The sequence below is a fragment of the Variovorax durovernensis genome (genome assembly GCF_977011995.1).
The window spans coordinates 2662518-2682029 of the sequence record NZ_CDRNCW010000001.1; the positions used below are offsets into that span (position 1 = coordinate 2662518).

Genomic DNA, 19512 nt, shown 5'->3' on the forward strand with positions numbered 1-19512 from the left:
ATCCGATCAGATTCCAGGGGCAGTACTTGGATGAAGAGGCGGGGCTGTACAGAAGTTTGCAGGACGCATTGAGTATTCCAATGAAAACGACATGAAATGAAAGACGAATATGGTTTTTTGATGTCGGCCTCGTCGATTGGTGTTTCCATTGAAGAATTGATTGATCGAGACGAGGGTGCAGGGCCTTTTATATGGGTGAGGCCGGAAAATGTAGCTGGTGTAGATGAGGCGGAGATGCTGGCCAGAAATTTGAAGGCCAGGGAAAAATTGGATTCAAGCTTTGAAGATGAAGATATTTTTCCCGAAGCCTTTGTCTGCAGTTATCTCGAGTCTTGCGTCAGACACAGGTCAGCCCAAACAAGGATTGACGTAGAAGACGTAATTGGTGCATGCGTCTATATCATGGTGAGATGGGGTAGCTCTATTCCGGCCCACGGCTTCTACGGGGATTTGGATTTGCTTTCCCGTGATAATGCCTCGAAGACTTTGAAAATTATTCAATCGGTTTATCAGGGGTTGAGTAACGAAGTTTTACGGAAAAATATTCGTTATTTTGTGAGCGAGCATTACCGGGTTGGTGGCGTTTGGGCGTTGAGTGGTGCCTCAAGATTTTTTGGGGCGCTGGATTCCGTGGATTTGGAGTTTGTATCGAAGTTGAATTTCGATGAAATGAATTCAATTTTGAATTCTTCGAATGGCAATGCCGGTGTGTGAGGTCGCTTGATAGTCTTTCATTTTGGACCACTGAGCAAGAGTGAGTTAACAATCGATTTCGATGAGGAAGGTGCCGTCTCATTTTTTCAGAAAATTTCTGCGCTGCTTGATGGAATTGATGGCGTCGAGCACGTTGCCTGTTTTCATTTTGTTCGAGGGAATCTTGAAGAAGCAACGATTGAGTTGCGCCTGGGTTCCCCGGATTGTCTCCAGCTGAAAAAGCACTCATTGAATCTGGAGATGAGTCGAGAGGCTTCAGAGTATGCTTTGAGTCAATTGAGCGATTTTCAGGGGGTTGGTTATTTCTTTCCTGCGGAATTCTGGAGCTTTTCTAGAGCAGGTCAAAAATACGATACGCAGGTCTTTTTCAGAAAGCTCTCTTTTACGGTGCCGGCTCCTTTGCCTCCCGCCGGGTAGGACAAGCTAGGTGCTGCGCCTATCGACCTCTCAGAGTTGCGCATACGACAGACAGTCCGTGAACAGAACTCCCAGCATCTGGCGACATCGCATGGCCAAGGTGGGCATCGGATCCTCCTCATCTCGCGTCTCCGGGTTTTCGATAACTAAATCGCCTTGATTTAGTCGCCCCGCTGCCCGATAGTCCCCTTGCGCCCGGACGCCCGCCGCCAAGGCCAGCGATCCGGATCCAAACCCGCAGGGCGCATCACCCAGCGCCCGCCAAGGAGACACACCATGCCCAGCAGCAGCCCCCGCACCATCCTGGCCATTGCGGCCATGTCCCTCGTTGCCGCCAGCGGCGCCTTCGCCGCCGACCAGCCCGTCATCGGCCTCGTCACCAAGACCGAAACGAACCCCTTCTTCGTCAAGATGAAGGAAGGCGCGCAGGAAGAGGCCAAGAAGCTAGGCGCCAAGCTGCTCTCCGGCGCAGGCAAGGCCGACGGCGACAACGCCGGCCAGATCACGGCGATGGAAAACATGATCGCGGCCGGCGCCAAGACCATCCTGATCACGCCGAGCGATGCCAAGGCGATCGTGCCGGCGATCAAGAAGGCGCGCGACAAGGGCGTGATGGTGATCGCGCTCGACAGCCCGGCCGATCCGCCGGACGCCACCGACGCGCTTTTCGCCACCAACAACTACACGGCCGGCGTGCTGATCGGCGAATACGCCAAGGCCGCGATGGCGGGCAAGCCGGCGAAGATCGTCGCGCTCGACCTGCTGCCGGGCCACCCTGTGGGCGCGCAGCGCCACAACGGTTTCATGAAGGGCTTCGGCCTGCCGGCCAACGACGCCAAGTCGAACGAACTGTCGAAGGCGCCCGAGATCGTCTGCATGGCCGACAGCTACGGCGACCAGGCCAAGGCGCAGACCGTGATGGAAAACTGCCTGCAGAAGGCGCCCGAGGTGAACCTCGTCTACACGATCAACGAGCCTGCCGCCGCCGGTGCATACAACGCGTTGAAGCGCGCCGGCAAGGAGAAGGGCGTGATGATCGTGTCGGTCGACGGCGGCTGCCAGGGCATCAAGGACACGGCCGCCGGCATCATCGCCGCGACCTCGCAGCAATACCCGCTGAAGATGGCCGCCATGGGCGTGGCCGCGGGCGTGGAATTCGCCAAGACGGGCAAGAAGGCCTCGGGCTACGTCGACACCGGCGTGACGCTGATCGCCGGCAAGAGCGTGGCGGGCGTCGACAGCAAGGACACCAAGACCGGCACCGAGCTGTGCTGGGGCAAGAAGTAACCGGCGGACCTCTAGATGGCGAAGTCTCCAACGCACCACATTCCGTGGGGCGCCCTCGGGCCGTGGCTGGCCCTGCTCGGCGCATGCATCTTCTTTGCGACCCAGTCCGACCGCTTTCTTACCGGCGGCAATCTATCGCTGATCCTGCAGCAGGTGATGGTGGTCGGTGTCATCGCCATCGGCCAGACGCTGATCATCCTCACGGCGGGCATCGACCTTTCGTGCGGCATGGTGATGGCGCTGGGCAGCATCATCATGAGCAAGTTCGCCACTGAACTCGGGCTGCCCGTGCCGCTGGCCATCTTGTGCGGCATCGGCGTGACGACGCTGTTCGGGCTGCTGAACGGCCTGCTGGTCACGCGCATCAAGCTGCCGCCTTTCATCGTGACGCTGGGCACGCTGAACATTGCCTTCGCGATCACGCAGCTGTACTCGTCCTCGCAGACCATCACCGACCTGCCCGGCGGCCTCACCGGCCTGGGCACCACCTTCAACATCGGCAGCGCCGAAGTGGCGTGGGGCTCGGTGCTGATGGTGGCGCTCTATGCGCTCGCCTGGTTCGTGCTGCGCGAGACGGCGGCGGGGCGGCACATCTATGCGGTGGGCAACAACGCCGAGGCCACGCGGCTGGTCGGCATTCCGACGCAGCGCGTGCTGCTGGGCGTGTACGTGGCGGCGGGCGTGCTTTACGGCATTGCCTCGCTGCTGTCGGTGGCGCGCACCGGCGTGGGCGACCCGAACGCGGGCCAGACCGAGAACCTGGACGCCATCACGGCGGTGGTGCTCGGCGGCACCAGCCTGTTTGGCGGGCGCGGCATCGTGCTGGGTTCGCTGATCGGCGTGCTGATCGTGGGCGTGTTCCGCAACGGGCTCACGCTGATGGGTGTGTCGTCGATCTACCAAGTGCTGGTGACGGGCGTGCTAGTGATTCTTGCGGTGGCCGCCGACCAACTCTCGCGCCGGGGAGCCCGCTGATGAATACCGTCACCAATCCGAAGATCGTGATGCAGGCCAAAGGCCTGGTAAAGCGCTACGGTCAGGTCACGGCGCTCGACGGTGTCGACTTCGAACTGCGCGAAGGAGAAATCCTCGCTGTGATCGGCGACAACGGCGCGGGCAAGTCGTCGCTCATCAAGGCGCTTTCGGGCGCGGTGGTGCCCGACGAAGGGCAGATCCTGCTAGACGGCAAGGCGGTGAACTTCCGCAACCCGCTGGACGCGCGCCGCGCCGGCATCGAGACGGTCTACCAGGATCTGGCCGTGGCTCCGGCCATGACCATCTACGAGAACCTGTTCCTCGGCCGCGAGCTGCGCCGCCCCGGCTTCCTGGGCAGCGTGCTGCGCATGCTCGACAAGAAGCAGATGCTGCTCCAAAGCACGGCGCGCATGGCCGACCTGAAGGTCGGCATCCAGTCGATGACGCAGGCGGTCGAAACGCTCTCAGGCGGCCAGCGCCAGTGCGTGGCGGTGGCGCGCAGCGCGGCCTTCGCGCGGCATGTGGTCATCATGGACGAGCCCACCGCCGCGCTCGGCGTGAAGGAGGGCAACATGGTGCTGGAGCTGATCCGCCGAGTGCGCGACCGAGGCCTGCCCGTGGTGCTCATCAGCCACAACATGCCGCACGTGTTCGAGGTGGCTGACCGCATCCACGTGGCGCGCCTGGGCAAGCGCGCGGCCGTGCTCGACCCGAAGAAGATCAGCATGAGCGACACCGTCGCCGTGATGACCGGCGCCATGACCGCCGACCAGTTGCCAGCGGAGGCGCATGCCTGATGCGGAAACTGCCGCGCACATGCCCGACCTGCTGCGGCTGCGCGGCTCCAACCAGGTCGGCATGCGCCAGTTCAACGAACGCACGGTGCTGCAGGCGCTGCGCGTCCACACAAGTCTGCCCAAGGCCGACCTCGCGCGGCTCACGGGGCTGAGCGCGCAGACCATCGGGCTCATCACCGCGCGGCTGGAAGAAGACGGGCTCATCGTCAAGCAGAACCGCGTGCGCGGGCGCATCGGCCAACCCTCCGTGCCGCTGGCGCTGAACCCCGACGGCGCGTTCTCCATCGGCATCAAGGTCGGCCGGCGCGGCGCCGAATGGCTGCTGATCGACTTCACCACGCAAGTGCGAGAACGACACCTCGTGCACTACGACTTTCCCGACGTGGACGAGCTGCTGCCAGCGATTGCGCAGCACATCCACCGTCTGCGCGACGGCCTGGGGCCGCTGGCCGTGCGCAACGTGGGCGTGGGGCTGGCCGCGCCGTTCCAGCTCGGCGGCTGGCACCGTACGCTGGGTCTTTCGAAGGCGCAGGCCGACCTGTGGAACCAGATGGACCTGGCGGCAGAGGTGCGTGCGCGCACCGACGTGCCGGTGAGCTTTGCGCGCGACACGGTGGCTGCCTGCGTGGCAGAACTGGTGGGCGGGCGCGGGCATGACCTGAAGAGCTTTCTGTACATCTTCGTCGACACCTTCGTGGGCGGCGGGCTTGTCATCAACTCGCACCTGCACACGGGCGCGCACGGCAATGCGGGCGCGCTGGCGTCGCTGCCCATGCAGCCGCCCGGCGGCGGCGGGCTGCCGTCGCAGCTCGTGGCGCAGGCCTCGCTTTGGGAGCTGGAGCAGCGCCTGGCGGGCGACGGCCTGGACGCGATGGCTGCCTATGACGATCGCGCATTGCAGGCGCCTTTCGCAGCCGCCACCCAGGCCTGGCTGGACGACGCATCGCAGGCGCTCGCACACGCCATCGTGAACGGCGCCGCCATGCTCGACTTGGCCGACGTGGTGATGGACGGGTCGATGTCACGCCCGCTGCTGCAGGCCTTGCTGGAGCGCACGCGCGCCGCGCTCGACCGCTGCAACTGGGAAGGCCTCTGGCGGCCGCGGCTGCACGGGGGCAGGGCAGGTGCGCAAGCCTGCGCGCTGGGCGGCGCGATGTTGCCGCTGCACGCCAACTTCGCGCCGGACCACGACGTGTTCCTGAAAGCGGCTTAGCCTGCCTTGCGCGCTCTTGCCAGGGCCAGCGCCTCGGCGAGCAGCGGCTTCACTTTCTCGAAGGTCGTCGCGCTGGGAGAGATCACGCTCACCCAGTACATCTTTGCGTACACGGGGTGGGGCATCAGCGTGTCCAGCGCGGCCGGGTCGATGGCTGCCGGCGTTTCGCCGAACAGCGCGCGGAAGCTCTCCTTGCCTACCCCGATGTTCAGGCGGAACGCGCCGGGGCGGTCGAGCTTCGAGGTGCCGTCGAACTCGCTGTCCTTGGTCACGATCGTGGCAAAGGGAAACTTGTTGTCCCCGTCGTGGAAGAAGAAGGTGTTGTCGTCGGCGATCTGGAAGTGGCCGCCGGCCAGCATGTCGATCAGGTAGTCAGTGATGGCGTCTTCGGTCATGCCGCCATCTTGCCCGTGTTCACGACGGCCAGCGGCGCAGGCCGAGTCCGTCGGCCAGTTTGCGGTAGGCGGCGATCTGCGCTTGCACGTAGTCGTCCAGCGCGGCGCCGGTGAGCGCGAAGGGATACAGCCCATGCCGCTCGCGCAACGCGGCAAAGCCCGGCGCGGCGCTCGCCTCGCGGAAGGCGGCGGTCCAGGCGCGAACGGCGGCCTCCGGCACGTCAGCGCTCAGGTACAGGCCGCGCACCGTCGGCCAGACCAGGTCGACGCCTTGTTCGCGCGCGGTCGGCACGCCGGTGAGGGCGCCGCCGAGCCGGTCTTCCGACAGCACCGCGAGCAGCCGCACGGCGGCACCGCCCGCAATGGCCTGCAGCGCTTCGGCCGCATCGCCGGGGAAGGCGTCGACATGCTTGCCCTGCAGCGCACCCAGCGCGTCGCCGCCGCCTTCGAAGGACACGAATCTCATCGCCTTGTGGTCGCGCCCCGCGGCGCGCACCAGCAGCGCGGCCTTCACCCAGTCCTGGCTGCCGACCGTGCCGCCCGCGCCGAAGGCGATGCGCGACGGGTCTTGGCGCAGCGCGGCGACCAGGTCTTGCAGGCTTTTGCAGGGCGAGTCGCGGTGCACCGCGATCACGCCGTAGTCGGTGCCGAGCGTGGCGATCCAGCGCACGGCCGAAGGCGGATGCGGACCGAAGCGCCCCTGTGCCAGGTTGAGCAGCGAGCCGCTCGAGAACGCGACCAGCGTGCCGGGCCCGCCGAGCTTGCCGGTGGCGATGCGGTCGAACGCGACGGCGCCGATGCCGCCCGGCAGGTAGCGCTGGGCCAACGGCGGGCGGGTGGGGCGCACGGCCTGCAGCGCATCGCGGGCGAGCGCACAGGTCAGCGCAAAGCCACCGCCGGCCTTGGCGGGGATCACGCAGTCGGCGGCCTCCAGGGAGGGGTCATCGGCCGTTGCCGCCGCTGCGCGCAGGCTGGCGGGCAACAGCAGCGCGGACAGCGCGCGCAGGGCGTGGCGGCGGTTGGCGTGAAGGGGCGCGGGCATTGAGTGGTGGCGGGCTGGTCAGTGCGCCGCCGGGCGGGGCCACCAGATGATCGCATGCAGGCCCGGCCCGGTCTCGCGTGCCTCCAGCCGCAGTTCGCCCTGGTGCCGCTGTGCGATGGATCGCGCAATGGCCAGCCCGAGGCCGAAACCGCCCTTGCCGGCACGCGCGCCACGGCGAAAGCGCTGGCCCAGCGCGGCGCGCTCTTCTTCGCTCAAGCCCGGCCCGTCGTCCTCGACGTTGAGGCTCCAGCCCGCCGCGTCGCCGGCCGCGAACAGCGTGATCGTGCCCTCGGCAGGCGTGTAGGCGATGGCATTCGTCACCAGATTGCTCAAGGCCTCGCGCATCAGCGCCCGGTCCGCGACGGCGATGAACTCTGGCGTGGGCGAGTGAATGCCCAGGTCGATGCGCTTGGCGCGCGCCAGCGGCAGCAAGTCGACCGCCACCTCGCGCAGCAGCGCCGCCATGTCGAAGCCGGCCGGCTCGACCGACACCGTGTCGCTGCGTCCCAGCGCAAGCAACTGCTGTGCGCTGCGTGTGGCGCGGCCGATCTCGGTGGCCAGCGCGTCGAGCGCGAGCTGGATCTGCGCCGGGTCCTGCTCGCGCCGGGCGTAGTCGGCCTGCATCTGCAGCGTGGTGAGGTGGGTGCGCAACTGGTGCGAGGCGTCGTCGAGAAACTGGCGCTGCTGCGTCACCAGGTCTTGCGTGCGCGACATCTGCTGGTTGACCGCGGCGACCAGCGGGCGCACCTCGGCGGGCAGGTCTGCCTCGGCGATGCGCGTGAGGTCGTCGGGCGTGCGCGCCTGCACTTCGCGCGCCAGCCGCGACAGCGGGCGTAGCGCCGCGGCCAGCGCCACGGCGGTGCCGCACAGCAGCATGGCCAGCACCAGGCCGTCGCGCAGCGCCGCGCTGCGCACCAGGCGGGCGGTGAACTCCTGCCGCGAGCGCGTGCTTTCGCCCACCTGCACCAGCACGCTGCGTCCCGTGCTGCCGGCCGGCGCACGATCGAGGTCGCGGCGGTAGGCGGCCAGCCGCACCGCTTCGCCGAAGTAGGTGGCGTCGTAGAAAACCGGCGTGCCCATCTTCAGCTCGACCGGCGGCGCGGGCAGGTCGGCGCTGCCCAGTTCGACCAGCCCGTCGGAGGTCGACACCCTGAAGAAAACCTGGCCGCTCGCAGTGAGCTCGAAGAACTCGAGCATCGTGTATGGCAGCTCGACCGACAGCCCGCCCGATGCGGTCGAGATGTTGGCGTCGATCGACTTCAGCGCGCCCAGCAGCGATCGGTCGTAGGCCGCGTTGGCTGCGGCCAGCGCGTCGTGCCGCGTCATCCACAGTTCGAGGCCGGTCACCACCAGCAAGGCGGGGAACAGCAGCAGCGCGAGCCGCTGCCACAGGCTCGCACGCCGCAGGCGGGTCCCCATGTTCAGCGCCATGCCCACGATGCACGGTGCCGAAGCGGCCTCTTCACGAGGCACCGGGGAACCGGCTCTGCCGGGTCGCAGGTGTCGCCCCCGCGAGGGGGAAGGAGACGCGACACGAAGTGCGCGAAGCCTGGGGGCGTGCCATTTATTCTGCTTCCAGCACATAGCCGAGCCCGCGCAGCGTGACGATGCGCACGCCGCTGCCGTCCAGCCTCTTGCGCAGCCGGTAGACGAAGACTTCCACCGCTTCGGGATGCACCTCCTCGTCGTCGGAGAACACGCGCTCGAGGATCTGCTGCTTCGACAGCGGCTCGCCGCTGCGCTGCACCAGCACGCGCAGCACCGCCAGTTCACGCGGCGACAGCGCGAGCGCCTCGCCGTTCAGCGTGAAGTGCCGGCGCGCGCCGTCGTACACCAGCGGCCCGCAGGCCAGCCGTGGATGCTCCACGCCGCGCGCGCGGCGCACCAGCGCATGCAGCCGCGCCTCGAGTTCGGCCAGCGCGAAGGGCTTGGCGAGGAAGTCGTCCGCGCCTGCGTTGAGCGAGGCCACGCGCTCGTTCAGCGAGTCGCGCGCCGTCAGGATCAGCGCGGGCAGCCGCTGGTCGCGCTCGCGCAGGCGTTGCAGCACCGTGTGCCCGTCGAGCCCGGGCAGGCCCAGGTCGAGCACCAGCGCATCGTGGTCGCGCTGCTGCAGCGCCCGATCGGCCAGCCTCCCGTCGTCCACCCATTCGACCTGGATGCCCGCGTGCTCCAGCGCCTTGCAGAGCCAGGTGCCCAGGGTGTGTTCGTCTTCGGCCAGGAGAATGCGCATCGGCTGATCCTAGTTGTGCCGGGCCTTTTCGGGAAACACCGCGGAACCGGCTTTGCCGGGCCGCAGGTGTTGCCCCCTGCAAGGGGGCTGGCGCAGCGACACGAAGTGCGCGAAGCCTGGGGGTTTGCCAATCAATCCGGCTTGATGTTTGCCCTTGCGATTACTTTCTGCCAGCGGGCCTGCTCTGCCGCAATGAACTGAGTGAACTGCTCGGGCGTGCCGCCGACAGCTTCTGCCGCATCGGCCGTCAGGCGCTGCATCGAGTCGGGCGACTTCACTGCCTTCATCGTCTCGGCCGAGAGCTTGGCCATCTGTGCGGGCGTGATGTTGGCCGGCGCCAGCATGCCGTACCACTGCGTCATCTCGAAGCCGGGGAAGCCTTGCTCGGCCACGGTCGGTACGTCGGGCAGCTGCGTCAGGCGCTTGGCCGAGCCGGTCGCGATGCAGCGCACCTTGCCCGCCTTGATGAACGGAATGATCGCCGCCGCGCCGATGGCCGACGCGTCGAGCCGGCCCGAGAGCAGGTCGGTCACCATCGGCCCGGTGCCGCGGTAGGGCACGTGCAGCATGAACACGTCGGCCGTCATCTTCAGGTATTCGAATGCCAGGTGCCCGGCGCTGCCGTTGCCCGCCGAACCGTAGCTGAGCTTGCCCGGCTTCGACTTGGCATAGGCGATGAACTCCTTGAGGTTCTTCGCCGGCACGTCCGGGTGCACCACGTACAGGCTGGGCACCTTGGCCAGCAGGCTCACGGGCTTGAAGTCCTTGTTCGCGTCGTAGGGCAGCTTGGCAAAGATGTACGGATTGACCGCCAGCGTGCCGATGTGGCCCAGGATGATCGTGTGCTGGTCGGTGCTGCGCGCCACTTCGCTCATCGCGATGTTGCCGGCCGCGCCGGGCTTGTTGTCGACGAACACGCTCTGGCCCAGCGTGCGCGAGAGCTCGGCCGCGGTCGAGCGCGCGACGATTTCCGAGCTGCCGCCGGGTGCGAAGGGCACGACGAAGCGGATCGACTTGTTGGGCCAGGCGTCTTGCGCCGAGGCCAGCGAGGGCAGCAGGCCGCCGAGGCCGAGGGCGCCGCCGGCTTGCAGCCAGTGGCGGCGGTTCAGGTGTGTGTGGTTCGGGAACAGGTCGGACATGGGCTTGTGTCTCCAGCGCTTTGGTATTGAAAGCGCGCATCCTGCCCGGCGGATGCTGTCGGAATGCTGTCAGTCGCCGCCCGTCCAGTAGTCCCGGCCGAATTCGCCCGCAAGCCTGGCGATCAGCTGCTCCACGCGCGAAAGGACGGTTTCCACCTGCGCGCGCACGGGCGCATATGCAAAGCGCAGGTTGTGGAAGGTCTTGCCCTCGTCCGGGTCGTCATCGCGCAGGTACAGCATGCCGTCGTGCAGCCGCAGGTCGAAGAACCAGCCTTGCTCGTAGTCGGAGAACACTTCGCCCGGCGTGCCTGCCGTCAACGATTCGATGAAGGCCCGCCCCTCGCTGAAGCGGTCGTGCCACGGAAAGCTCAGCAGAAAGCGGCCTGGTGCAAGGACGACCGGCCTGTTCCAGAAATTGGGGCTGTCTGCCAGATCCTTGCCGTGGTGCGCGGCTTTGGTGAGCAGATCGCGGTAGTGGCGGCAGAGCTCTTCCTCGTGGCCGACGCAGTCGGCCGACAGCACGAAGCCCTGTGCCGCACCCGGTATGGCCGGCTGGTAAAGCGGCTCGCGCATGTTCTGCCATTGCTCGGGCGAGATGTTCGACGAAGTGCCGTAGTAGAACGAGGCCTCCACGATGAAAGCGATATCGATGAGCACGCCTTCCACGGGCTCCGACTGCGACGCCCAGTCCGGCAGCGTTGCCCGGTCCGGGGAGTGCGGTGCATCGGCGTCCACGGCGATCCTCAGATCAGGTTGCGCATCGCCTGCGCCGTCTCCCGCAGCACCGGCAGCACCCGCGCCACTGCGTCTTCCGAACTCTCGTGTCCCATCGGCATCGTGATGTTCAGCGCCCCCACCAGCGTGCCGTGGCGGTCGCGCAGCGGCGCCGCGATGCCGCGCGAGTTCAGGTCCAGCTGCTGTTCCGACAGCGCCCAGCCCTGCGCCCGGATGCGCGCCAGCTCCAGCTTCATGCGCTCCATGCTCGCGATGGTGTGCGAGGTGAAAACCGTGAGCTGCCTGGTCGCCAGCCATTCGTTCAGCTCGGCGTCGCTGCGCAGCGCCAGCATCAGCATGCCCGAGGCCGTCACTTGTGCCGGCACGCGCGCGCCCAGTACGTAGCCGGTGCTCATGCTGCGGTTCGGCCCGTTGCGCGCGATGTAGACCACCTCGTCGCCGTCCATCACGCTGAGGTAGGCGATCTCGTTGGTGCCGGCGGCCACGCGCTGCAGAAAAGGCTGCACCACGCGCGGCAGGCGGGCCGATTCCAGGTACGAGCGGCCAAGCCGCAGCACCCGCGGCGTTAGCCAGAACAGCTTGCCGTCGCTGGCCACGTAGCCCATGTGCTGCAGGGTGAGCAGGTAGCGCCGCGCGGCGGTGCGGGTCATGTTCGTGCGCTGGCCCGCCTGGCTGGCGGTGAGGCGCGGGTTGGCATCGTCGAAGGCCTCGATGATGCTCACGCCGCGCTCCAGGCCGGCAATCCAGTCGCGCTTGTCCAGGCCTGCGGGGGGTGTCGAGTCGTCCTTGCTCATGGGCGGAAGTGTGCCTCCGGCGATGCGGTTGGCGTTGGCATTCGGTGCAGGTGAAAACCCTTGATTTGAACGATTAACGATTTTTACAGATCGATTATCGAACGTTTTGAGGTATGCATTCCTGCATGAATGGGCTGAAGGGACTATAAAGCTCGGCATCCGGCCTCGAAAAGAGCGATTGACGAACGGAAGCAAGCACATGAGCCATTCCATCAGCGGCAGCACCCAGGCGTACCTGATTCCGGGCGACCCGGTTCGCAACGTGCGGCTGCCGCGCATGTTCAACGCGACTTTCGAGCGCTTCGGCATCGACGCGGTGCTGCTGCCCATGCAGGTGCCGGTGCGCGACTTCGCGGTGTTCTTCAAATCGGCCTTCCTGGCGCGCAACCTGCGCGGCATGGTGATCGCGCCGCCGCACAAGCCGCTGGTGGTCGACCTGCTCGACGGTTGCGGGCTCTTCGGGCGCGTGGCGGGTTCGGTGAACGTGGTGCGCCGTACCGAGGGCGACCAGCTCGAGGGCGACCTGTTCGACGGCGAAGGCCTGATCGGCGCGCTCGACCACTGCAACATTCCCTTTCGCGGCAAGCGCGTGCTGATCCTCGGCGCGGGCGTGAGTGCGGCGGCCATCGGCGTGGCGCTGGCCGAAGGCGGCGTGGTGAACGGCGCCGCGCACATCGCATTCTTCGACCGCGCCGCCGGCAAGGCCGCGGGCGTGGCCGCCAAGCTCGACGCCTTCTTCGACGCCACGGTGGTGGCCGTCGACAGCAACGCGCCGGAGGGCTACGACCTTGTCATCAACGCCACGCCGCTCGGGCTGGTCGAGGACGACGCGCTGCCTGTGGACGTGGCGCGCATGGACAGCCATGCCGCGCTGTTCGACATCCTGTTGCGCAACCAGCCCACGCCGCTGGTGCGCGCGGCCCGCGCGCGCGGGCTCAACGCGCAGGCCGGCTTCGAGATGCTGATCCAGCAGATGCCGCACTACCTGCGCTACTTCGGCCACACCGAAGCGGCCGATGCGCTGCGCGCCGACGCCGATTTCCTGCGCGAAATCATCTACCCGCCGGCCATGCACGGCGAAATCGCCAAGCCCCTGCGCTATCACTCCCCGAGCGTGGCCTGAGCCACGCCTTTTCATTCAAGAGACTCGACATGATTTCCGGCAAGACAACGCTCATCGCCCACCTGGGTTTTCCGACCGAAGCCTTCAAGGCTCCGATGATCTACAACCCCTGGTTCGACAAGCAGGGCATCGACGCGGTGGTGGTGCCGATGGGCGTGAAGCCCGAGGACTACGCGGCCTCGCTGCCGCAGATCTTCAAATTCAGCAACCTGCGCGGCGCACTCGTGACCATGCCGCACAAAGTCACGACGATGGCGCTGGTGGACGAGGTGACGCCCACCGCGCGTGTGGCGGGCGCCTGCAACGCGATCCTCAAGCGGCCCGACGGCACGCTGCTGGGTGACCAATTCGACGGCGCCGGCTTCGTGCGCGGCGTGGAGCGCAAGGGGCGGCTCTTCAAGGGCACGCGGGTGCTGGTGTCGGGCACGGGCGGCGTGGGTTCGGCCATTGCGGCGTCGATTGCCGCGGCCGGCGCCGCCGAGCTGATGCTGTTCGACATGAGCGAGGCCTCGGCCGGCGCATTGGCCGCGCGGCTGCGCGAGCACTATCCGCAGATGAAGGTGAGCACGGGCTCGAAAGACCCGGCCGGCTACGACGTGGTCGTCAACGCCACGCCGCTCGGCATGAAGGAAGGTGACCCGCTGCCTTTCGACGTGGACCGCATCGACTCCGGCACCTTCGTCGGCGAGGTCGTGATGAAGACCGAGTACACGCCGTTGCTCGAGGCCGCGAAGGCCAAGGGCTGCGCAGTGCAGGTCGGCACCGACATGCTCTTCGAAATGATCCCCGCGTACCTGGAGTTCTTCGGTTTTGGCACAGCGTCCCCGGAGGAATTGCGTGCCGTGGCCCAATTGAAGTACTAGGCACCCCCCCAGTCTTCGCGCACTTCGTGTCGCTACGCCGACCCCCTTGCACGGGGCAACACCTGCGGCCCGGCAGAGCCGGTTCCGCGGTGTTTCGCGAAGAGGGTGGCGACGCCGTTGATTGAAAGTTATCGCATGAGCATCTTTGAAGGTTTTCTCTCCACATCCGAAACGCTGGGCGCCTTCAGCGACCGCGCGTTCGTCGACGCCATGCTGCGTTTCGAGGCTGCGCTGGCGCGCGCCCAGGCCGCCGAGGGGCTGATTCCCGAGAGTGCCGCGCACTCCATCGTGAGCAGCTGCAAGGTCGAGCTGTTCGACGTTGCCAAGATCGTGCGCGAGAGCGGCCGCGCGGGCAGCGTCGCCATTCCGCTGGTCAAGGCGCTGCGCGAGGCCGTGAGCCTTTTCAACGCCGAGGCCGCGCCGTATGTGCATTTCGGCAGCACCAGCCAGGACGTGATCGACAGCGCGATGGCGCTGGTCACGCGCGAGGCGGTCGCGCTCGTCGAGGCCGACCTGGCCAAGGCAGCCGATGCCTTGCTGCGACTGGCCACGCAGCACGCCGAGACACCCATGCTCGCGCGCACGCTGATGCAGCCGGCTTCCGTCACCAGCTTCGGCTTCAAATGCGCCGGCTGGGCCGCGCCGCTGGTACGCAGCCGCCTGCGCCTGCGCGAGGCCGCGAAGCACGCGCTGCAACTGCAGCTCGGCGGCGCCGTCGGCACGCTCGCGCAGATGAAGGGGCAGGGCGCGGCCGTGCGCCAGCGCATGGCCAAGGAACTGGGTCTGGGCGACCCCGGCGCGACGTGGCACACGCAGCGCGACGAATGGGTGGCGCTCGGCTGCGAGCTGGGCCTCATGACCGGCAGCCTCGGCAAGATCGCGGTCGACATCGCGCTGCTCGGCCAGTACGAAGTAGCCGAAGTCTCCGAGCCCAGCGAACCCGGCCGGGGCGGCTCGTCGGCCATGCCGCACAAGCGCAACCCGGTGGCGTCGATGGTGGCCATCGCCGCCGCGCACCGCGCGCCGCAGCGCGTGGCCGCCTTGCTAGGCGCCATGCCGCAACAGCACGAACGCGCGCTCGGCGCCTGGCAGGCCGAGCTGGCCGAATGGCCGCAACTGCTGATGTCGGCGCACGGCAGCGTGCGCGCCATGGCCGGCGCGCTGCCGGGCCTGCAGGTCGATGCCGCGCGCATGCGCGCCAACATCGACCGGCTGCGCGCCGAACTTCCGCGCGACGCTGCCGACGAATGGTTCGACCCCGCGCTCGCGATCAATGCCGGACAGACAGCCCTCGCCGAAGTGAAGGCGATGCAGGCCCGGCTCACAGACAAGGAACTCCCGCAATGACCGCCCCCGAAACGCCTGCCAACGACTACGAAGCCGGCCTCGTCAACCGCCGCCGCGTGCTCGGCGATGCATGGGTCGACAAGTCGCTCGCCAACCGCAACGGCTTCAACGCCGAGTTCCAGGAACTCATCACGCGCCATGCGTGGAACGACATCTGGGGCCGCCCCGCGCTGGGCGACAAGACGCGCCGCTACATGGTGCTGTCGATGATGCTGGGCATCCATGCGTATGAGGAATTCGCCATGCACGTGCGCGCCGCGCTCGACGGCCCGCCCGAGTCGCGCCTCACGCCGGAAGACATCAAGGAAGTGATCATGATGGCCGCCATCTACTGCGGCGTGCCGGTGGCCAACCACGCCTTCGGCATCGCGACCGGCATCCTGCGCGAGAAGGGCCTGCTGCCCGCCACGCCCGCGACCGCCGCGCAGTGAGCGCGCCGGTCGCCCGCAAGGGCCGGTTCGACGTCAGCTTCGCGCTGTTGCTGCCGCTGCTGCTGGCGGCGCAGCCCGTGGCCACCGACAGCTACCTCCCGGCGCTGCCCGCCATCGCCAAGGAGCTCGGCTCCGCCAGCACCAGCCTCACGCTGTTCGTGCTGGCTTTCGGCTTTGCGCAATTGCTGTGCGGCCCGCTGGCCGATCGCTTCGGCCGGCGGCCGGTGCTGCTGACGGGGCTCGGCTGCTACGTGCTCGCGGCACTGGGCGGGGCGTTCGCCGACAGCGTGGCGCTGCTCGCGGGCTGGCGCGCGTTGCAGGGCTTCTCGATGGCCGCGATCCTCGTGTGCTCGCGTGCCGCGGTGCGCGACCTGTACCCGGCCCACGAAGGGCCGCACGTCATGGCGCGCGGCCTCACCGGGCTGGGCGTGGTGGGGCTGCTGGCGCCGCTGCTCGGCGCATGGCTGGTGCAGGGCGCGGGCTGGCGCTGGGTGATGGTGGCGATGGCGGTCTATGCCTCGGTGCTGTTCGCGATGTGCTGGTACTCGTTCGCCGAAACGCGCAAACCGATGAGCGAGGACGGCCTCTCCGCGCCGCGCGGCAGCACCCGCATCGTGTTCGCAAGCCGCTCTTTCCGCGCCTGGGCCTCGGTGGCCGCGTCGACCTACGGCGGGCTCTTCTGCTTCCTGCTGCTGTCGCCGATGGTCTACATCGGCTACCTGGGCTGGTCGCCTGCGTGGTACGGCTGGATTCCGGCCGGCGGCTCGCTGGTCTACATCTTCAGCACCACCATGTGCCGCACGCTGCTGCGGCGCTATGGGCCGGTGCGCACCGTGCGGCTGGGCGCCTCGCTCAGCATCACGGGCGCGGTGATCCAGGCGCTCGGCTGCTGGCTGATGCCGTTCAGCGCGGTGCCGCTGCTGGCGGGCCACGCGGTGTACTGCCTCGGCCACGGCATCCACCAGCCCTGCGGGCAGGCGGGCGCGGTGGGCGACCTGCCGCACTTGGCGGGCCGGGCCGTGTCGTGGTCCGGCTTCGGCATGATGATGGTCGCGTTCTGCGTGGGGCAGCTGGCAGCGCGCTTCGTCGATACCGACTACACCTACGGCGCCTGGCCGATGGTCGTACCCATGCTGCTGGCCGGCATTTCGCTGATGGCCATCGCGTTCTTCTGGCTGCCACGTCTTCAACATCCGACAAAGGAAACCACACCATGACCCGTTTGAATGTCGTTCGCGAAGGCGACGGCCCGATCGTCGTGCTCAGCCATGCACTCGGCTGCGACCTGACCATGTGGGACGGCGTGGCCGCGCAGCTCGCGCGGGCCCACACCGTGATCCGCTACGACCACCGCAACCACGGCGCTTCCGAAGTGGTGCCGGGCCCCTTGCGCATCGAGACACTGGCGGAAGACGCCGCCGAGCTCATCCGGCGTGAGGCGTACGGCGAGCCGGTGCATTTCGTCGGCCTGTCGATGGGCGGCATGACCGCGCAGGCGCTGGCCGTGCGCCACCCCGAGCTGCTGAAGACCGTGGTGATCGCCAACTCGTCCGCGCACTACCCCGACCAGGCCCCGTGGCGCGCGCGCGCCGAGACTGTCAATGCCCAGGGCGTGGCCGCCATCGCGCCCGGCGCGGTGTCGCGCTGGCTCACGCCCGACTTCGTGACCACGCCCGAGGGCGCGGCCGCCGCCAAGGCGCTGCACGACGTGCTGGTGCGCACCGACCCGCAGGCCTACATCGCGAGCTGCAATGCCGTGGCCGCCATCGACTTCCGCGAGAGCAACCACCGCATCGCCGTGCCCACGCTGGTGATCGGCGGCCTGCGCGACGAGGCCACGCCCATGGCCATGTCGCAGGCCATTGCCGGCGCGATTCCGCATGCGCAACTGGCCACCATCGACGCCGCGCACGTCAGCGCCGCGGAGCGACCGGTGGAGTTCGCACAGCTGCTGATCGATTTCTGGCGCAGTCTTTGAGGACTGGGCGCTACACCGGTGGCCTAGGTGTATCCCGTATTTCGTGCGAATAATGGACGCATGTGATCGATGATCGATCAAAAGGCTTCTGAATAGATTGTGGCGGTGGCCGGGTGTTTCTAAAGTCCACCCCATGCATCGCTCCATCGCCACCGTCTCGCTCAGCGGCACGCTCCGCCAGAAGCTCGAAGCCGTCGCAGCCGCGGGTTTCGACGGCATCGAGCTGTTCGAGGCCGACTTCATCAACTTCAAGGGCACCGCCGCCGAACTGCGCCGCATCACGGCTGACCTGGGCCTGTCGATCGACCTGTACCAGCCGTTCCGCGACTTCGAAGGCATGCCCGAGCCGCAGTTCCGCCGCAGCCTGGAGCGCGCCGAGCGCAAGTTCGACCTGATGGAAGCCATGGGCGCGCCGCTGGTGCTTTGCTGCTCCAACACCTCGCCGCTGGCCGTGAACGACCCGGCGCTGGCCGCCGCCCAACTGCACGAGCTGGCCGAGCGCGCCGCGCGCCGCAACCTGCGCGTGGGCTTCGAGGCGCTGGCCTGGGGCCGCCACACCTCGCTGTACGGGCAGGCCTGGAACATCGTCAGGCAGGCGAACCACGCGCACCTGGGCCTGATCCTCGACAGCTTCCACACGCTGTCGCTGAAGGACGATCCGGCGGGCATCGCCGACATCCCCGGCGAAAAAATCTTCTTCCTGCAGATGGCCGATGCGCCGCTGCTGTCCATGGACGTGCTCCAGTGGGCGCGCCACCACCGCTCGTTCCCGGGGCAGGGCGACTTCGACGTGATCGGCTTCTTCACGCAGGTGCTGCGCGCGGGCTACACCGGGCCGCTGTCGCTGGAGATCTTCAACGACATCTTCCGCGAGACGCCGAACCGCCGCACCGCGGTGGACGCGATGCGCTCGCTGCTCTACCTCGAAAGCGAAGCACGCCAGCGCATGGCCGCCGCGCCTGTGCAGCCACAGCGCGTGGAGCTGTTCAACCCGCCGCCGGTGCCGGCGCTGTCGGGCCTGTCGTTCATCGAGTTCGCGGCCGACGAGGCCTCGGCCCTCACGCTGGCCTCGCTGGTGAAGCAACTGGGTTTTCGCCGCGTGGGCAGGCACCGTTCGAAGGCCGTCACGCTGTATCGCCAGGGCGAGGTCAACCTGATCGTCAATGCCCAGCCCGATTCCTTCGCGCGCAGCCGTTTCGATGCGCACGGCACCTCGGTCTGCGCGCTGGGCGTGCGCTGCGCCGATCCGCTGGCAGCCGTGGGCCGGGCCACCGCCATGCGCTCGCAGCGGCACGACAGCCCGGTCGGCCCCAACGAGCTGCGCGTGCCGGCGGTCGTCGCGCCCGGCGGCAACCTCATCCACTTCGTGCCCGAGGCGCTGGGCGCCAACGGCCTGTACGAAGCCGATTTCATCCTCGAAGACGGCGGCCCCGACGAATCCGACGCCGGCCTGCAGCGCATCGACCACGTGGCGCTGGGCCTGGCGCTCGACCAGCTCGACACCTGGGTGCTGTTCACGCGCGCCGTGCTCGGCCTGGAGCCGGGCGAGAGCCTGGAGCTGGCCGACCCCTTCGGCCTCATTCGCAGCCGCGGCGTCGCCAATGCCGACCGCAGCCTGCGCCTGGTGCTCAACGTGTCGCTGAGCCAGCGCACGCGCACCGCGCGCACGCTGAGTGTGACCGGCGGCGGCGCGGTGCACCACATCGCGCTGAGCTGCGCCGACATCTTCGACACCGCCGCGAAGCTGCGCGCCAACGGCACGCGCTTCGTGCCCATCTCGGACAACTACTACGACGACCTCGCGACGCGCATCGACCTGGCGCCCGAACTGCTGGCGCGCATGCGCGAGGCGGGCGTGCTGTTCGACCGCTCGGCGGCCGGCGACTACCTGCACATCTACACAGAGAGTTTCGAGGGGGGACTGTTCTTCGAGGTCGCACAGCGCGTGGGCAACTACGACGCCTACGGTGCCCTCAATGCACCGGCGCGCATGGCTTCCCAGGCGCAGGATTGATTAGGTTTTTTTGTCAAC

Annotated in this window: 20 protein-coding genes; 13 read left to right on the forward strand and 7 right to left on the reverse strand. The window is 67.5% G+C overall.

The features are described 5' to 3' along the window. Positions 1-96 precede the first annotated feature (96 nt). The 6 genes from ACWV14_RS12675 to ACWV14_RS12700 all read left to right on the forward strand — a co-directional run bounded on the left by ACWV14_RS12675 (position 97) and on the right by ACWV14_RS12700 (position 5403). Complete coding sequence (locus ACWV14_RS12675; protein ID WP_454908932.1) at positions 97-714, forward strand: hypothetical protein; 618 nt, start codon at positions 97-99, stop codon at positions 712-714. Positions 715-720: 6 nt separating this feature from the next. Then, complete coding sequence (locus ACWV14_RS12680) at positions 721-1131, forward strand: hypothetical protein (protein WP_454908933.1); 411 nt, start codon at positions 721-723, stop codon at positions 1129-1131. A 276-nt stretch (positions 1132-1407) separates the two neighbouring features. Next, on the forward strand, positions 1408-2418 hold the full coding sequence (locus ACWV14_RS12685) for a substrate-binding domain-containing protein (protein ID WP_454908934.1): 1011 nt from the start codon (positions 1408-1410) through the stop codon (positions 2416-2418). 15 nt (positions 2419-2433) lie between these two features. Beyond that, positions 2434-3393, forward strand: a complete 960-nt coding sequence (locus ACWV14_RS12690) for an ABC transporter permease (protein WP_454908935.1) — start codon at positions 2434-2436, stop codon at positions 3391-3393. Beyond that, positions 3393-4190, forward strand: a complete 798-nt coding sequence (locus tag ACWV14_RS12695) for an ATP-binding cassette domain-containing protein (protein ID WP_454908936.1) — start codon at positions 3393-3395, stop codon at positions 4188-4190. The genes ACWV14_RS12690 and ACWV14_RS12695 overlap by 1 nt, the downstream gene beginning before the upstream one ends. Further along, on the forward strand, positions 4183-5403 hold the full coding sequence (locus ACWV14_RS12700) for an ROK family transcriptional regulator (protein ID WP_454908937.1): 1221 nt from the start codon (positions 4183-4185) through the stop codon (positions 5401-5403). The genes ACWV14_RS12695 and ACWV14_RS12700 overlap by 8 nt, the downstream gene beginning before the upstream one ends. Here the strand turns inward: ACWV14_RS12700 and ACWV14_RS12705 are convergent. From ACWV14_RS12705 to ACWV14_RS12735, 7 genes are all read right to left on the reverse strand, one after another. After that, positions 5400-5798 (reverse strand): DUF6194 family protein, encoded by a 399-nt coding sequence (locus tag ACWV14_RS12705; protein ID WP_454908938.1) that lies wholly within the window; start codon positions 5796-5798, stop codon positions 5400-5402. The two genes, ACWV14_RS12700 and ACWV14_RS12705, sit on opposite strands and share 4 nt — an antisense overlap. A gap of 19 nt (positions 5799-5817) precedes the next feature. Further along, positions 5818-6840, reverse strand: coding sequence for a tripartite tricarboxylate transporter substrate binding protein (locus ACWV14_RS12710; RefSeq protein WP_454908939.1), 1023 nt, complete (start codon positions 6838-6840; stop codon positions 5818-5820). An 18-nt stretch (positions 6841-6858) separates the two neighbouring features. Beyond that, positions 6859-8259, reverse strand: coding sequence for a sensor histidine kinase N-terminal domain-containing protein (locus ACWV14_RS12715; protein WP_454909629.1), 1401 nt, complete (start codon positions 8257-8259; stop codon positions 6859-6861). A gap of 145 nt (positions 8260-8404) precedes the next feature. Beyond that, entirely contained in the window at positions 8405-9070 is a 666-nt protein-coding gene (locus ACWV14_RS12720; RefSeq protein ID WP_454908940.1) for a response regulator, read from the reverse strand. A gap of 131 nt (positions 9071-9201) precedes the next feature. Beyond that, positions 9202-10209: a Bug family tripartite tricarboxylate transporter substrate binding protein gene (locus ACWV14_RS12725; protein ID WP_454908941.1), complete on the reverse strand. Its 1008-nt coding sequence runs from the start codon at positions 10207-10209 to the stop codon at positions 9202-9204. Positions 10210-10278: 69 nt separating this feature from the next. Continuing rightward, entirely contained in the window at positions 10279-10944 is a 666-nt protein-coding gene (locus ACWV14_RS12730; RefSeq protein WP_454908942.1) for a hypothetical protein, read from the reverse strand. Positions 10945-10952: 8 nt separating this feature from the next. Further along, positions 10953-11738: an IclR family transcriptional regulator domain-containing protein gene (locus tag ACWV14_RS12735; protein WP_237674990.1), complete on the reverse strand. Its 786-nt coding sequence runs from the start codon at positions 11736-11738 to the stop codon at positions 10953-10955. 199 nt (positions 11739-11937) lie between these two features. Here ACWV14_RS12735 and ACWV14_RS12740 point away from each other — a divergent pair, with 199 nt between their 5' ends. The 7 genes from ACWV14_RS12740 to ACWV14_RS12770 all read left to right on the forward strand — a co-directional run bounded on the left by ACWV14_RS12740 (position 11938) and on the right by ACWV14_RS12770 (position 19494). Further along, positions 11938-12861 carry a shikimate dehydrogenase family protein gene (locus ACWV14_RS12740; RefSeq protein ID WP_454908943.1) on the forward strand — a complete coding sequence of 308 codons (924 nt, stop codon included), beginning with the start codon at positions 11938-11940 and terminating at the stop codon, positions 12859-12861. 29 nt (positions 12862-12890) lie between these two features. After that, entirely contained in the window at positions 12891-13724 is an 834-nt protein-coding gene (locus ACWV14_RS12745; protein ID WP_454908944.1) for a shikimate dehydrogenase family protein, read from the forward strand. Between the two features lie 135 nt (positions 13725-13859). Next, positions 13860-15071 carry a 3-carboxy-cis,cis-muconate cycloisomerase gene (pcaB, locus tag ACWV14_RS12750; RefSeq protein ID WP_422086010.1) on the forward strand — a complete coding sequence of 404 codons (1212 nt, stop codon included), beginning with the start codon at positions 13860-13862 and terminating at the stop codon, positions 15069-15071. Beyond that, the gene (locus ACWV14_RS12755; RefSeq protein ID WP_454908945.1) at positions 15068-15502 is read left to right on the forward strand and encodes a carboxymuconolactone decarboxylase family protein; all 435 of its coding nucleotides are present in this window, start codon (positions 15068-15070) and stop codon (positions 15500-15502) included. Before pcaB ends, ACWV14_RS12755 begins: the two co-directional genes overlap by 4 nt. Beyond that, positions 15499-16719, forward strand: a complete 1221-nt coding sequence (locus ACWV14_RS12760) for a multidrug effflux MFS transporter (protein WP_454908946.1) — start codon at positions 15499-15501, stop codon at positions 16717-16719. Before ACWV14_RS12755 ends, ACWV14_RS12760 begins: the two co-directional genes overlap by 4 nt. After that, a complete protein-coding gene (locus ACWV14_RS12765) occupies positions 16716-17480 on the forward strand; it encodes an alpha/beta fold hydrolase (protein ID WP_454908947.1) in 765 nt (254 codons plus the stop codon). The genes ACWV14_RS12760 and ACWV14_RS12765 overlap by 4 nt, the downstream gene beginning before the upstream one ends. Positions 17481-17613: 133 nt before the next feature. Continuing rightward, the gene (locus tag ACWV14_RS12770) at positions 17614-19494 is read left to right on the forward strand and encodes a bifunctional sugar phosphate isomerase/epimerase/4-hydroxyphenylpyruvate dioxygenase family protein (RefSeq protein WP_454908948.1); all 1881 of its coding nucleotides are present in this window, start codon (positions 17614-17616) and stop codon (positions 19492-19494) included. The last annotated feature ends 18 nt before the right edge of the window (positions 19495-19512 follow it).